This window comes from Ruegeria sp. CF8 (genome assembly GCF_056537285.1).
Map to the genome: position 1 here is coordinate 245,991 of NZ_JBQFRG010000007.1, position 15,452 is coordinate 261,442.

The 15,452-nt window shown below is 57.3% G+C and carries 12 protein-coding genes; 5 read left to right on the plus strand and 7 right to left on the minus strand.

Features of this window, described 5'->3' with window-relative positions; genetic code table 11:
- Position 1: 1 nt before the first annotated feature.
- From ACR0EV_RS17110 to ACR0EV_RS17140, 7 genes are all read right to left on the minus strand, one after another.
- A complete protein-coding gene (locus ACR0EV_RS17110; protein WP_480801188.1) occupies positions 2 to 733 on the minus strand; it encodes a hypothetical protein in 732 nt (243 codons plus the stop codon).
- 56 nt (positions 734 to 789) lie between these two features.
- A complete protein-coding gene (locus ACR0EV_RS17115; protein ID WP_171669355.1) occupies positions 790 to 2,094 on the minus strand; it encodes an NAD(P)/FAD-dependent oxidoreductase in 1,305 nt (434 codons plus the stop codon).
- The gene (locus tag ACR0EV_RS17120; protein ID WP_480801189.1) at positions 2,091 to 2,765 is read right to left on the minus strand and encodes a TetR/AcrR family transcriptional regulator; all 675 of its coding nucleotides are present in this window, start codon (positions 2,763 to 2,765) and stop codon (positions 2,091 to 2,093) included. Before ACR0EV_RS17120 ends, ACR0EV_RS17115 begins: the two co-directional genes overlap by 4 nt.
- Positions 2,766 to 4,310, minus strand: coding sequence for a trimethylamine methyltransferase family protein (locus ACR0EV_RS17125; protein ID WP_480801190.1), 1,545 nt, complete (start codon positions 4,308 to 4,310; stop codon positions 2,766 to 2,768). It abuts the gene before it with no gap.
- 2 nt (positions 4,311 to 4,312) lie between these two features.
- Positions 4,313 to 6,715 carry a GcvT family protein gene (locus tag ACR0EV_RS17130; protein ID WP_480801191.1) on the minus strand — a complete coding sequence of 801 codons (2,403 nt, stop codon included), beginning with the start codon at positions 6,713 to 6,715 and terminating at the stop codon, positions 4,313 to 4,315.
- A 113-nt stretch (positions 6,716 to 6,828) separates the two neighbouring features.
- Entirely contained in the window at positions 6,829 to 7,458 is a 630-nt protein-coding gene (locus tag ACR0EV_RS17135) for a glutathione S-transferase family protein (protein WP_480801192.1), read from the minus strand.
- A gap of 18 nt (positions 7,459 to 7,476) precedes the next feature.
- On the minus strand, positions 7,477 to 7,974 hold the full coding sequence (locus ACR0EV_RS17140) for a class I SAM-dependent methyltransferase (RefSeq protein WP_480801193.1): 498 nt from the start codon (positions 7,972 to 7,974) through the stop codon (positions 7,477 to 7,479).
- A gap of 233 nt (positions 7,975 to 8,207) precedes the next feature.
- Between ACR0EV_RS17140 and ACR0EV_RS17145 the strand changes: the two genes are divergently transcribed.
- From ACR0EV_RS17145 to ACR0EV_RS17165, 5 genes are read left to right on the plus strand one after another with little or no spacing between them, the layout of a single operon-like run.
- Entirely contained in the window at positions 8,208 to 9,980 is a 1,773-nt protein-coding gene (locus ACR0EV_RS17145; protein WP_480801194.1) for an ABC transporter ATP-binding protein, read from the plus strand.
- Positions 9,973 to 11,886 (plus strand): ABC transporter substrate-binding protein, encoded by a 1,914-nt coding sequence (locus tag ACR0EV_RS17150; RefSeq protein ID WP_480801195.1) that lies wholly within the window; start codon positions 9,973 to 9,975, stop codon positions 11,884 to 11,886. The genes ACR0EV_RS17145 and ACR0EV_RS17150 overlap by 8 nt, the downstream gene beginning before the upstream one ends.
- Before the next feature lie 14 nt (positions 11,887 to 11,900).
- Positions 11,901 to 12,929 carry an ABC transporter permease gene (locus ACR0EV_RS17155; RefSeq protein ID WP_480801196.1) on the plus strand — a complete coding sequence of 343 codons (1,029 nt, stop codon included), beginning with the start codon at positions 11,901 to 11,903 and terminating at the stop codon, positions 12,927 to 12,929.
- Entirely contained in the window at positions 12,926 to 14,080 is a 1,155-nt protein-coding gene (locus ACR0EV_RS17160) for an ABC transporter permease (protein WP_480801197.1), read from the plus strand. Before ACR0EV_RS17155 ends, ACR0EV_RS17160 begins: the two co-directional genes overlap by 4 nt.
- Entirely contained in the window at positions 14,077 to 15,432 is a 1,356-nt protein-coding gene (locus ACR0EV_RS17165; protein WP_480801198.1) for a CoA transferase, read from the plus strand. The genes ACR0EV_RS17160 and ACR0EV_RS17165 overlap by 4 nt, the downstream gene beginning before the upstream one ends.
- Positions 15,433 to 15,452: the final 20 nt, after the last annotated feature.

A 15,452-nucleotide genomic window follows, 5' to 3' on the forward strand; every position in this document is an offset into this window, starting at 1 on the left:
GCTACGCCGCGTTCTCCAACCCGCCCGCCCGATAGGCCTGCAACCACATTCTATCCAGCTCATCGATCTTTGCCGGGTCGAACTTGTGTTCAACCTCCCAATACCGGCCCGACTCGACAGAATAACCCAAATCTTGCTCGGCCTGCTGAGCTGCACGCATTCCGATTGTATCGATTTGCGGCGATACTGAGAGGTTAGACAGGTTGGTTGATGGGAAAACCAATCGGCTTGGCCCACTGGACAACCGTACGGTTTTGCACCCTTGTGCGGCTGCAAATAGCCCAAGGCGTGCGGATTTGGCTTCAAGCGAACGCAGTGTTACATCATCTCGCAACGGGTCCGCGGTACCGGTTCCGTAGAAATGGGTCTGCCCTGAACCCGAATACATCATATCGCATCCAAAGAACGCCAATACAGCTGGATTCAAAGCCGACAGGGCCCAATACCCAGCAGTAAAGGCCATGGTTCCACCCGCATAAACGAATCCACCGTACTCGTTCTGTCTTGGTACGTAATCCTCCGCCGTGACGATGCGTTGAGTGGGGCCGATATCCGTTGGGCGTCTGTCAATCGGAAAGTCTTCTGGATGGATCAGGAAGTCCCAATCCTCGCGAATACGCCAAGCGTTATTGATTGCGACGATATGCGTGAAAGGCTTGCGGGACCAAGCCCGTGCCTCCAACGCCGAAGGGGCACTGCCCAGGATCAAAACTTTGGTCTGTTTGTCGGTCATAGCGGGGCCACCTTCGTTGCCAGCCCTGCACGACATAGATCGTTTACAGCTTTCGGCTAGCCTAAGACAGAGAAACTGCTTTCTTCGTTGATCGGACGTTTGCGGGAATAGAAGCCCACATCAATGTTCCGCTTGATATAGGGCAGCTCGAATTGTAGCGGCTCTGCGTCATGGTCGGCACCCCCCTCGCAATACGAGATCAGGGCCGTCATCATCTTACCCGCGATCGGCGCGTTCTTGTACTGGTTCCCGCTGGACCCGCAGGCCATGTAGAACCCCGGAAGACTGGATTTATCATAGATCGGAATCCAGTCAGTCGACGCATCATAAAGGTCAACAACGCCCCGCGTTTTCGACGGGATGCCAAGACTGGGAACGCGTTGCGCATAACGCATCGCTTGCGTGGTCCACTGGTCGGTGAACTCTCGGTTATAATTCACATCATCCTCGCACCACTGATGCGGATCGCATTCCGGGTCTTCTGATCCGACAAGGATGTGGTTTCCATGCTCCGGGCGACAATAACAGGCGATGTCGCTGTCCGAGACGATGGTTCCGTCATTTTCAAAGTCGAACCCTTCTGGTGCCGGAACATGTACCACCTCCTGCCGCAAGGGTCGGGTTTTGATGGTCATGTCATCCAGAACACCGGCCATCTCGTTGATGATCGCCGAACCCGGCCCCGCAACGTTGACCACGACCTTGGCGTGGATTTCCTCGCCCGACGCCAGTTTGACACCGGAAACGCGCCCGCCCTCGGTCAGGATTTCGGTAACTTCAGCGCCGGTGCGCACTTCGGCCCCATGCTGTTTCGCGGCATCCATCAGGTTCTGCGCAGACAAGGCGGGGTCGGTGACGTATCCCGCTTGCGGCCAATACACACCTCCGGTCATCTTTCGCCCGTTGGACTGGCCGAATTCCGGATCATCCATACGACGCGCCGGAGCAAAGCTGTCCAGCGAGTAAACCGGCAACCGTTCGACCACTTTCTCAGCTGACCATTCCTCGAAGGGGCAATCCAAATCCGACGAATTGCGCATGTGCTTCTCCAACATGCCATTTGCGTCGGTCTTCATGACCAGACATCCGGTTTCACGGAACTGGGCCAGATTGGCATCTTCGGGCAGACCCAAGTAGTCGGCCCAATCCCGCCAATAGTGGTAGCCTTCCCATGCAAAGGCGGTCCCGTCGAAGGTCGAGTAATGCATGCGGATAATGGCGCAGGACCCGGCGGTAGATCCGTGACCGACCTGAGTGTTACGGTCCAGTGACAATGTTTTCCAACCTGCCTTGGACATCTCGAACGCAATTGCTGCGCCGATCACGCCGGTTCCAATAATGATGGCGTCTGGTTGACTCATGTCAGTTCTCCTTTCCAATAGCGCATTGAATACACGCTGAATTCTTCAACTTCTTCAGGTTTCGGCTCAACGCCCGTGAAGGCATAGAGGTAATGCGGAACCATAGAAATCCGCGTCTCTATGGGTTCGTTCAATTGCGCCAGATCGTAACCAATCTGCATGTAATACAACACGCGCGCGCGCGTCTCGGCTTCGATGTCGGAATAGCCATAACGAGCAAACATAGCGTGCAGCGCCTCAAGCCGCCGTGCATCGGATTGGTCCAACGCCCGCCGCACTTTGCCGGATTTGCGCGCCCAGTCACGAACGGCAAAGTCCAGCGCAGTATCGAACAGTTCTGTATTCACCACGCATCGATGCACATTGCAAACGGCTGCCGTGATCGTCTCGGCCGAGGCTTCGGCCTGTGCGACCAATGCTGCGGTGTTGGTCGCCTGCCAGCGGGCGAGGAGTGCATCCAACAATTCCTGCCGGGACTTGAAATACCAATAGAAAGATGACCGCGATACAGCCATTCGCTCGGCCAGGTTCAGAACCTTGATCTGGTCTACACCGTCCGAAATCAGCACATCCATCGCCACATTCAACCAGTCGTCACGCGTGACCTTGATATTGCCGACCAGGGGTTCGGCTTCGGGGTCGTCGCGATGCAGGATGGGTTTGGAATTCATTCAACTCTCCGGCGGCGCACCGCCTTCGGCGGTTCGGCGATCAATGAAATCGTGCAAGGCACCCAATTTGTCACCATCAACTGTTGGAGCTTTGAAGTCATTCAGAATGCCCTTCCAAACGCCAGTGGCCCGATGGTTGGCATCTACTGCACCTCGCTCGGTCCAGGTGCCAAAGTTTGCATAATCATGGAGATGCGGTTGATAGAACTCGGTGTTGTAGCGTTCCATGGTCTGGCTTGAGGCAAAGAAGTGACCGCTGGGTTCTACTTCACGCAAAGCAGTATCAAACCCGATCTCGGCCGCGCCCGCCTGCGCGCCTGCGCAAAGTTCGGCCACCATGTTCAGGACCTCGGCATCGCAAACCAGTTTTTCGAAAGATACGGTCAGACCTCCCTCAAGCCAGCCGGCAGAGTGGATGATCACGGTCGCGCCGGCCATCAAGCACCCCCACAAACCAAACTGGTTCTCGTTCGCGGCCTGCACATCGTTGATGTTTGACGCTGATCCGGCAGCAGACCGCCAGGGCAGTCCAAGATGCCGCGCCAGTTGCCCCGCCGCCAGGGACGCCTGGAAATGTGACGGCGTACCGAATGCAGGCGCGCCGGATTTCATGTCCACATTGCTTGTGAACGTTCCATAACAGACCGGAGCACCGGGCTTGGCCAACTGCGTCAGGGTCAAAGCCGCAAGCGCCTCGGCATGGGACAACGTGATCGCCCCTGCCACCGTAATCGGCGCCATCGCCCCCATCAGGGTAAACGGTGTTATGATCGACATCTGACCATGACGCGCAAAGTCGATCAGACCTTGCGCCATCGGAATATCCAACGTGCGCGGGCTGTTGGTGTTGATGATCGTGTAGCAATGCGCATTGCCCCGGAATTCATCATCCGAAAGGCCACGGGCTGCGGACAACATCTCAAAGCAGTCCATCACCTGCGGTGTTCCGCGCGAGAAAAAGAAAGGGAACTTGTCCGTCAATTCCATCTGCGCTTGTGTGGTAAAATAGTGGCGCAGATGGGTCGGCACGTCCTGCGGCTCGACCTGAGGGGAAATCATCTGGAACACATCGAAATGATGCGTAAGCTTCAGGAACTCCAGATAATCCTGCCCCGTTGCAGGGCGACGTCCCCGTTCCAGATCGGTTGCGTTCGGCGCGCCTGCACCCGGCTGAAAAACCAGCGAACCCAGTTCAAGCGTGAAGTCCCGCCGCCGCGCTCCGGCTCGACAATCAATAGATTTGGGGGCCGAGGCCACGGCGGCATCGACCATTTCATGCCCGATGAAGACCATTTCGCTGTCTTCGTCTACGCGCGCACCACCTTGTTTGAAAAGCTTGCGCGCCTCGGGCAACAGGACCTTTACGCCCAATTCTTCCAACGTACGCAACGCGGTTTCATGCATGTCCGCAATTTGCTCCGCAGGAAACACTTCCATTTGCGGGAAAGGGTTCTTGAGCTGGCGATAATTCACATCGCGGCTGGGTGGCGGGGCGGCCTCAGCGCCCCGTCCACGCCGCCTGCGTCCTCGGTCCTGAGCGCTCATGATCAGCCTCGCATCGCTTTGCCTTGCGGGTCATAAGGCGACGGCGCAACCACGCGTGCCGACCGTTCCACGCCAACCACATGGACGGACAGTTCGGTGCCCGGCTCAGCCTTGTCGCGGTCAATCAGAGCCATTGCCAGCGATTTGCCGGTGTAATGCCCATAGCCACCCGAGGTCACAAAACCAACGCGTTCACCATTGGCCCAGATCGGCTCGTACCCGCTGGCATCCGCATCAACCGCATCGATTTCCAGCGTCGCCTGCACCTGTGCCGGACCATTGCCATCACGTTCAGCCAGCGCGGCCTCTTTACCGACAAACTCTTTTTCCCAATCGATCCAGCGATCCATGCCGGTCATGCCGGGTGTGTAGGCTTGAGTGAATTCCGCTGACCAAATGCCAAAGCTCTTTTCCAACCGGGTCGACCCCATGGCGTTGAAACCAACCTCGCGAATGCATTCTTCGGCACCGGCCTCTAACAAGATACGGCGCAGCTTGATGTGGTCGCCATAGCGGCAGTTGATCTCGTACCCTTTTTCGCCGGTCACCGACATACGCGCCACACGAGCCCGGACAAGGCCGATGTCGAAATCGCCACAGCCCATGAACTTGAGCCCTGAGATGTCCTGTTCCGCCAACTTCTCGACAACAGCCTGCGATTTCGGTCCAACCACGGCAAAACCACAGTATTCCTCACCCAAATCGCGCAGTTCGACCCCTTCAATCATGTGATCGTCAAACCAGCGCTTGTGCCAGGCGCGCAGATAATAGCTGCCCATGATCCACCAGGTGCCGTCGCCCCAGTTCAACACGGTCAGGTCACCCTTGAGCCGTCCGTCCTCGCCCAGCATCGGGGCAAGCTTCGCACGCCCCGGCGCAGGCAATTTCGAAGCCATAACCCTGTCCAGCCACGCTTGGGCATTCGGGCCGGTGACTTCAAACCGCGAAAAGCCCGAAATATCCATCAGGCCCACACCCTCACGGATGGCTTTGCACTCTTCAGCCACGATGTCATGTGCGTTAGACCGCTTGAGCGTCGGCGTTTCTTCGAACCCTTTCTCTGCGAAATATAGCGGCACTTCCAAATCCCAGCTGACGCCCCATTTGCAACCTGCTTCTGTCATTGCGTCATGTGCCGGGGCCATCTTGAGCGGACGGCCTGCGGGCAGCTGTTCGTTCGGATAGGTCATCACAAAACGGCGGGAATAGAACTGCCCTGTGGTTTCGCGGATATAGCGTTTGTTCTGTGCATAATCGCCGTAACGGGCCACATCCATGGACCAGGCATCGGCCTCGGGCTCACCATGGATCATCCATTCAGCCAGAGTCTTGCCAACGCCACCCCCTTGCAGGAAGCCCGCCATCACAGCGCAGGCAGACCAATAGCCACGTTTGCCGGGGACAGGCCCAACCAATGGGTTGCCATCTGGCGAGAACGTAAAGGCCCCGTTCACCCATGTCTTGATGCCAACATTTTGGATCGAGGGGTAACGTTCAAAGCCCAGGGTCAGTTCGTTCTCAATCCGGTCAAGCTGTTCCTGGAACAATTCTTCGCCGTAGTTCCAGGGCGCGCCATCCATGGCCCAGTGCTCGTGATCGACCTCGTAAATGCCGACCAGAACGCCTTTTTGGTCCTGTCGCATATAGGTGAACCCTTCAAGATCCACGGTCATGGGCATCTCAAAATCGGCGGAAGCAACTTCTGGCACCGTGTCGGTGATCAGATAGTGGTGCTTAAGCGGCGACACCGGCAACTCGACCCCGGCCATCCGCCCGACCTGCTTGGCCCAGAGGCCCGCAGCGTTCACAACGTGTTCGCAAGTGATCGTGCCTTTGTCGGTCACGACCTGCCAGCCATCATCGGTCTGGATCAGTTCTTCGACCTTGGTTTCCTCGTAATACTCAGCGCCACGTTTCTTGGCTGCTGTTGCATAAGCCTGCACAGTGCCGGTCGTGTCGATATACCCTTCACGATCCGCCCACATGGCCCCGATCACACCATCCGTCGACATGATCGGGCAGCGTTTCTGCGCCTCTTGCGGGGTCAGCAATTCACAATCATCGATCCCGATGGACTGGAAAATGCGGTAATTGGCCTGCAACCACTCCCACCGTTCGGGCGTTCCGGCAAGGGTCAGACCACCTGTCATATGCAGACCGATATTCTGGCCCGACTCTTTTTCGATCTCGCTGAGAAGGTCGATGGTATAGGCCTGCAATGTCGCCATGTTTGGGTCAGCGTTCAGTGCATGGATACCACCCGCCGCGTGCCAAGAAGACCCGGACGCCAATCGCCGCCGTTCGAGCATAACAACATCGGACCAGCCGAACTTGGCCAGGTGATACAGAACCGAGGCGCCGACAACCCCGCCCCCAATGACCACAACGCGATACTGAGATTTCATCCGAACCTCTCCCAAATCAGAATCTGCGGAGACGCTAGTGACACTGTTCACTTCTGTCTAGACATTTCTGTACAGTCTAGGTCAGCAGGAGGCGGCGCTAAAAATTCCGGTTGCTATTGGCTGGCGCTGGGGCGAGTTTTTATGCTTTCAAACCAAGCCGTTGTGGCGGCATTGCCTTCGGGAATTCGCATTTTGATCACCCGCGCAAAATCCACAAAAACAAAGGCAGAAATATCGGCGAGCGTAAATTCATCCCCTGCAAGGAACCGGCTTTCCGTCAATCGCGCTTCCAAAAGATCATAAAACCGCGCAACACGATCTTTTCCCCGCTGCGCCAGTTCCGGGATCTGAGCATAGTTGGACGGGCCAGGAATGGCGCGGTCTTTGAAAGCCGGATGACTATTTCGCAGGGTTTCGGCGATAGGTGCACCGCCTTGCTGTTCGACAATCGCATTCCACGTCAGAACCAGACCTTTTTCATCCGGTGAGCGGCCCATCAAAGGCGGTTCGGGGCAACGCGCTTCAAGATATGCAGCAATTCCCATGTTTTCGGTCAGAACTGTGCCCTCATCTGTGACCAATACAGGCACAGTGGCGCGCGGATTGACGGCACGGAATTCCGCACTCAGTTGCTCGCCCTTGGCGATGGAGACTTCGCGGGTCTCGATCTCAAGTCCTTTTTCCGCAATGAACATGCGGGCACGCCTGGGGTTAGGAGCCGTTGAGCAGTCGTAGAAAATCATGCTTGTGCCCCTTTTCGGTCAGCGACGGTAAATGAAACAGCGCCCTTCGACAGCGCCTGTGGGCAGCGGCATTTCCGTCAGTCCTTGGAAATACATCCGGTCACTCGACACCATCAGGCCGCCCGGGGCCAGCAATGGCTCGATCAGTGGCGACACGAATTGTGCAAATTTATCGTTCTTTTCGCGGTTGTGCCCGCCCAGATCCGCATGGATCAAGCTTGCGGTTGCACCAAACCGGTCAACCGATGACGGCAAGGTCTCGCGCACATCGCCCAGAATTACCCGATCCTCTGGTGGGGTCGAATCTGGGTGCGAGGCGACCGCGCGCTCGAACACATAAACCGGGCGCTCATCCATATGCTGCACCAGATGGTGATAAGTGCGCCCATTGCCCAGACCCAGTTCGAACACCGGACCTGCCATGCCGTGGGTATGCGCAATGGCAAAGTCCAAACAGGCACGCTGCGACACCATGCGGTCGATGAACAGATCCAGACGGCTTTGATTCTCGGACACCGGTAAATATCTCCTTGATACCAATCGAAAGCATAGATGCGTCCGATGCGGCCCTAGATGACAAATTCTCAAGACTTTGTGTAGCGATGAAGCCCAAAGTTTCACATTTCCGCGACATTTCAGCATAAGAACGGGTTTGACTAGACGGGCGGAACCGCGCGACACTGATGAAAAAATCACGGGGAGTTGAAACAACCGATGTTACCTATTGGCCGAACGGGTAGAAAACCCGCATGAGCGCGTTGTTGTCCGTCAGAAACCTGAGCATTGGCTTTGGTACGGGCAATTCCGTGGTCACGGACGTGAACTTCGACGTCGAGGCCGGTCAGACGCTTGCGCTGGTGGGTGAATCCGGATCGGGCAAAACCATCACATGCCGGGCCGCTTTACGTATTCTACCCCGTTCTGCACAGATCCGCAGCGGCACAATAACCCTGAACGATTCCAAAGGGATGTCGGAACTGACATCGATCTCAGAACGCGAGATGCGCGACATTCGCGGCAATCGGGTTTCGATGATCTTTCAGGAACCCATGCGCTCGCTTTCACCTTTGCACAAGATCGGCAATCAGGTCAGCGAAGTCCTTTGGCTGCATCGCGGGTTGTCCGAGGCTGAGGCCCGGAAAGAGGTTCTGACCCAGTTTGACCGCGTGGGTTTTCCAGACCCGCAGCGTGCTTATGACTCGTACCCGTTCGAGCTGTCGGGTGGCATGCGTCAGCGCGCCATGATCGCCATGGCTATGGTATCCAAGCCCGAACTTCTGATTGCAGACGAGCCGACCACTGCGCTTGACGTAACGACACAGGCTCAGGTGCTTGGCCTAATTAAAGAGTTGCAACGCGAGACCGGCATGGCGCTGATCCTGGTCACCCATGACCTCGGCGTGGTTGCCAATATGGCCGAACAGGTGGTGGTCATGCACAAGGGCCGCATCATGGAATCAGGCCCCGCCGCACCGATCCTGACCGCACCGGCACACCCCTATACCAAACAATTGTTCGACGCCGCACCCGCAATACCGGATCAGGACGCCGTAGGGATTCCCATGCCTGACGAGGATCTGATCCTTCAGATGAAGGGTGTGTCCAAGACCTATACGATGAGGTCCAGCAAGGGGTGGCAGGCCGACAAGGCCATTTATGCCTGCCGCGGCGTGGACCTTAATCTGTCGCGCGGCAAAACGCTGGCCATTGTTGGGGAAAGCGGATCCGGCAAGACAACGGCCGCCCGCATTGCACTGGGGGCAGAACTGCCAGATCCCGGCGGCGAAGTTCTTTTCCGCACCGCGCCTGACGGTGACCCAATCACGGTGCACAGCATGACGCGTGCCCAGCGCACGGCGTTTCAGCGCAAAGCGCAGATGGTGTTTCAGGACCCTTACAGTTCGCTGAGCCCTCGAATGCGCATCCAAGACGCAATGACCGAGCCGCTTGAAATCCACAAGATCGGCACCGTGGCTGAACAGCGCGAGAAGGCCGCTGAGATGCTGCAACGCGTGGGCCTGACAGCAGACATGCTGAAACGCTATCCCCACGCGTTCTCCGGCGGGCAGCGTCAGCGCCTTTCAGTAGCCCGCGCCATGATGCTGGACCCGCAACTGATCGTTTGTGACGAACCCACGTCGGCACTGGACGTCTCGGTTCAGGAACAAATCCTGACATTGCTGGAAAACCTGCAAGACAGTCTGAACCTGTCTTACCTGTTCATCTCGCACGATCTGGCCGTTGTCGCCCGGATCGCTGATGAAGTTGCCGTCATGCGGCGCGGCCTGATTGTCGAACAGGCACCGCCCGAAACGCTTTTCTACAATCCGCGTCATCCTTACACCAAGGCGCTGATTGCCGCTCAACCCGAACCCGACATCAACCGTCCTATTGACCTGCAAATGGTCTCTCTGGGCGCCGGCGCGCCGGACAGTTGGGAAGAAGCCTTCCGTTTCTCGGACACCGTGATACCTTCATTGGTGGAATTGGAACCGGGCCATAAGGTACGTTGCCATGTTTAAGACCACTCGCCCCCTGATCCTGGCCGCTGCGCTGGCCCTGTCGGGGATGCTGCCCGCTACGGCAGAAACCCTTCCTGCGCCTCAGGAAAGCACCTTCTGGAGCTCAGAGGTTGAGGCTGGCAATCTTCCGCCTGTTGAAGAACGCCTTCCAAAAGAACCGCTGGTTGTTGATCTGGCCGCCAAAGGTCGCGAATTCGGAACGCAGGGCGGCACCCTGCGCACGATGGTGACGCGGTCGAAAGATATCCGCCAAATGGTCGTCTATGGCTATGCTCGCCTTGTCGGGTTTAACCAGGACTATGAAATTGTGCCCGACCTGCTGGCCTCGTTCGAGAACGAAGACAATCGCAAGTTCACGCTGAAACTGCGGGAAGGGCATAAATGGTCGGATGGCTCGCCCTTTACGTCAGAAGACTTCCGCTATTGGTGGGAAGAGGTCGCCAACAACGAATTGCTCAGCCCTTCGGGTCCGCTTGAGTTTCTGATCGTCGAAGGCAAGTCACCCACTGTCACCTTCCCTGATGAAACCACGGTGATCTTCGAATGGGAGGATCCAAACCCGGACTTCCTGCAAACGCTTGCCAATGCCCGGCCGCCCTTTATCTACCGACCGTCCGCCTTCCTCAAACAGTATCACGAGAAATACGCCGATCCCGAGGAACTGGCGTTTCTTGTTGAGGACGCAAGGGTCAAAAGTTGGGCCGCGTTGCACAACAAGCTGGACAACCTTTACAAGTTCGACAACCACGAACTGCCGACCTTGCAGCCTTGGCTGAACGCAAGCTCGGGCAAAAAGATCCGACACAACTTCGTGCGCAACCCCTACTACCACCGTATCGACAGCAACGGAGTACAGCTGCCCTATATCGACGTGGTCGAGATGGAGATTGTGGCCCCCGGTCTTGTCGCTGCAAAAACCAATGCAGGTGAAAGCGATCTACAGGGGCGCGGGTTGGCTTTCCGCGATGCATCGATCCTTAAAAAAGGTGAGGCACAAGGCGGTTACAAAACCCTGCTCTGGAAAACGGGCGTAGCATCCCAGGTCGCGATTTATCCGAACCTCAACTTCGCCGATGACGTCTGGCGCGACGTGTTGCGTGACGTTCGCGTTCGACGCGCTTTGTCGCTGGCAATCGACCGCAACACAATCAATCAGGCTCTGTATTTCAAACTGGCGCGTCCTGCGGCGATGTCCGTGCTGCCCGCATCGCCTTTCTACAGTGAAGAGAACGCCGCGGCCTGGGCGCAATACGATATTGATCAGGCCAATGCCCTGCTGGACGAGGCCGGTCTGACTCAGCGCGACAAGAATGGCATCCGTCTGCTGCCCGATGGCCGTCCGATGGAGTTGATCATCGAAACCGCCGGTGAACGGCAAGAGGTCGAGAACGCCTTGCAGATTGTCACCGACAACTGGCGCGAGATCGGGGTCAAACTGGTTATGCGTCCGCTGGACCGCGATATTCTGCGCAACCGGGTGTTTGCAGGTAATTCGATGGCTTCGGTTTGGTTCGGATGGGACGACGGCATCCCGCAGGCCCATACGTCACCTGCTTATCTGGCGCCCACCGATCAGGTGTTCCTCGCTTGGCCCAAATGGGGTCAGTATTACCAGACAAAGGGCGAAGTGGGCGAAGCCCCTGACATGCCCGAAGCCGAACGCCTTATGGAACTGGCCCATGATTGGGAAATCGCCACAAGCGATGAAGAACGCAAAGCCGCCTGGACGGAAATGCTGAAAATTCATGCGGACCAATTGTATGCGATTGGCATCCTGAATGGCGCACCCCAGCCTGTCGTTGTGTCAAACCGTCTGCGCAACGTACCGGAACAGGCCATGTGGGCATGGGAACCCGGCGCGCATTTCGGTATCCACCGCCCGGATGAGTTCTTTTTCGCCGACTAAGCAGGAGCAGCAAAATGGTCATGCTGCGCTATGCGGTGTATCGATTCTTCACGATGCTGCTGACGCTGTTGGTGGTCTCTGTTCTGATTTTCACGATCATCAACCTGCCGCCCGGTGACTACCTGAGCAACCAGATCGCCGAGCTTCAGGCCTCGGGCCAATCTGCCGGTGTCGCCAAAGCCGAGTTTCTGCGCACAGAATACGCTCTGGACCGTCCCATCTGGGAGCAATACCTGATCTGGATGGGCTTTTGGCCCGGGCCGCACGGGTTTTCCGGATTGATTCAGGGAAACTATGGATGGTCGTTTGAATTTGACCGTCCGGTTTCAGAAATTGTCGGAGACACGCTCTGGCTCACGGTTGTGGTCAACCTGGCCGCAATTCTGTTCGTCTATGCAGTGGCGCTGCCATTGGGCGTCATAGCCGCTGCGCGGTCTCGCACATGGATCGATTATACCTCGGCCTTTGTCGGATATTTGGGCCTGGCGACGCCGAACTTCCTTTTGGCTCTGATCTTGTTCTACTACGGACACCAGTATTTCAACCTGCCCATTGGCGGTCTGATGGATCCCAAGTTCGAAGGTCAGCCGATGAGTTGGGACAAGCTGAAATCTATTCTCATTCATTTGATCGTGCCGACCTTCGTGATCGGCACCTCTGGGGCGTCGGCAATGATGCAGCGCCTGCGGGCAAATATGCTGGATGAGCTTGGCAAGCCTTATGTCGAAACTGCGATTGCCAAAGGCATGGCCCCGTCGCGGATGCTGACCAAATACCCACTGCGCGTGGCGTTCAACCCTTTTGTGGCTGATATCGGCAACCTGCTTCCGTCAATGGTGTCAGGCTCGGTTCTAGTTTCTGTTGTTCTGGGCCTGCAAACCATTGGCCCGACCCTGCTGACGGCTTTGAAAACGCAGGATCAGTTCCTGTCGGCGTTCATCCTGATGTTTGTCGCTTTGCTCACGCTGATCGGTACGATGATCTCGGATATTCTGTTGGTGATGCTCGATCCGCGCATCCGTTATGAGGGGCGCGAAGCATGACCGAACGTCCCGATGACCGCTTTGTCGATGACGCGCCTTTTGACCCGCAAGCATCTGTTCAGCAACTGGAGCGTGCGGATCTGGACGCACCAAACTGGGTGTTGGTCTGGCGCAAATTCCGTACTCACAAGCTTGGCCTGATTTCAGGCATTTTCCTGCTGTTGTGTTATCTGATGTTACCGTTTGCCGGGTTCATCGCACCCTATGGGCCCAACGACCGAAATGGCGAGCACCTGTATGCCCCGCCCCAATCAGTTCACTGGTTCCATGAAGGCGAATTCATTGGCCCCTATGTGTATCCGATCGTTGCCGAAGCGGATCTTGAGACATTTCAGTGGAAATTTGTGCCCGACACAGACGACCCGCGCCCCATCAGGTTCTTTTGCGAAGGGTCCGAATACCGCCTGGCCGGGTTCATACCGTCCGACACCCATCTGTTCTGCGCCCCAGAAGGCGCCACCCTGTTCCTTTGGGGGTCTGACCGGCTGGGCCGCGACATCTTCAGCCGCATCCTATATGGCGCGCAGCTTTCGTTGACAGTAGGTCTGATCGGCATCTCTGTGTCGTTCTTTTTGGGCATCTTGTTCGGCTCGATGGCAGGCTATTTCGGCGGGCGCATCGACTGGACGATCAACCGGGTCATCGAAATTCTGCGCTCTCTGCCGGAACTGCCGCTTTGGCTGGCTCTGTCCGCCGCCGTGCCATCGAACTGGAGCCCTGTCGCGGTCTTCTTCATCATCTCGATCATTCTGGGTATACTCGACTGGCCAGGCCTAGCGCGTTCTGTTCGCGCCAAGTTCCTTTCACTGCGTGAGGAAGAATATGTGCGCGCGGCTGAGATGATGGGTGCAAGTTCGGGCCGCGTGATCCGCAAGCACCTGCTGCCAAACTTCATGTCGCACCTGATCGCATCTGCCACGTTGTCGATACCAGCCATGATCCTGGGTGAAACAGCACTTAGTTTCCTTGGGTTGGGCCTGCGGGCACCTGCCGTCAGTTGGGGCGTCATGCTGAATGACGCACAGAACCTCGCCTCGATCGAGATTTACCCATGGACGGCCATCCCCATGCTGCCGATCATCGTGGTCGTGCTGGCATTCAACTTCCTCGGCGACGGGTTGCGCGACAGTCTTGACCCCTATCAGCAATGAGCCTCCTCGCAACCCTTCCAGCTGTGGACAGCTATCGCAGAACTGGTGAAGGCGCGCTGCCGAGCGCTTTCGCTGTGTCCGAACTGGCCACAGCCAGCTTTGCGGCGGTTGGTCATGAAATGGCCCGGTTGATGCAAGCGCTCAACCTGTCTTCTTCTCCACCTGAAGTCACCGTCGATCACCGGCTGGCGTCCCTTTGGTTCGGTTATTCCTTCAAACCAGACGGTTGGGAAATGCCGAGCCTGTGGGATGCCGTCGCGGGTGACTACAAAGCGTCGGACGGATGGATCAGGTTGCATACAAATCTGGCTCGCCATCGAACCGCGGCGTTGAAAGTCCTTGGTGCCCAGCCTGATCGACAGAAAGTGGCCGCTGCCGTCAAATCGTGGTCCATAGCCCAGCTTGAAACTGCTGTGGTCGCGGAAGGCGGAGTTGCCGCTGCCATGCGCAGTCGAACCGAGTGGCTGGAACATCCGCAAGGACGTGCCGTGTCACGCGATCCGCTGATCGGTTGGCAGGGGCCGCGCTATGTCAAACTACGCGACAGGCCGCAGGCAACTGCCGAACGCCCCCTGGCGGGACTACGCGTGCTTGACCTGACACGTGTTCTGGCCGGTCCGGTTTCAACTCGCACACTGGCAGGTTTCGGCGCCGAGGTTCTGCGAATCGACCCACCGGATTGGGATGAACCTGGGGTGATCCCCGACATCTCGCTCGGGAAACACTGCGCCTATCTTGACTTGAAATCAGACGAGGGGCTGAAACGGCTGCAAGAATTGCTGTCTCAGGCGGATGTGTTTGTGCACGGGTATCGACCGGGCGCATTGGATGCTTTGGGTCTGACGCGCGCCAAACGCGACGAATTAGCTCCGAACCGGATCGAGGTCACACTGGACGCATATGGCTGGCAAGGCCCATGGTCTACCCGGCGCGGTTTTGACAGTCTTGTGCAGATGAGCGCGGGCATTGCCCATACCGGCATGGGCTGGGCAAACGCAGATAAACCGACCCCATTGCCAGTTCAGGCTTTGGATCATGCGACGGGCTATTTGATGGCCGCCGCTGTTCTGTCAGCGCTGGCAGAGGCCGCTTCTGGGAACTCCGTCATGCACGCCCACCTGTCCCTTGCACGCACCGCCGAGCTTCTAGCCGTTCTCGGCAAGGACGATACCAAAGCTGCACCCATCAGCCCAACGACCGCAGACTACAATACAGAACCCGAAACCTCCGGCTGGGGGCCCGGCCAGCGACTCAAACCTGCGCTCCAAGTCGGTGGGACATCTATGCGTTGGGATTTGCCCGCATCGAAACTGGGCACATCCAAGCCTGTTTGGCCTTTTACCGCCCAGTGACCCAACCGCCGCGCGGAACG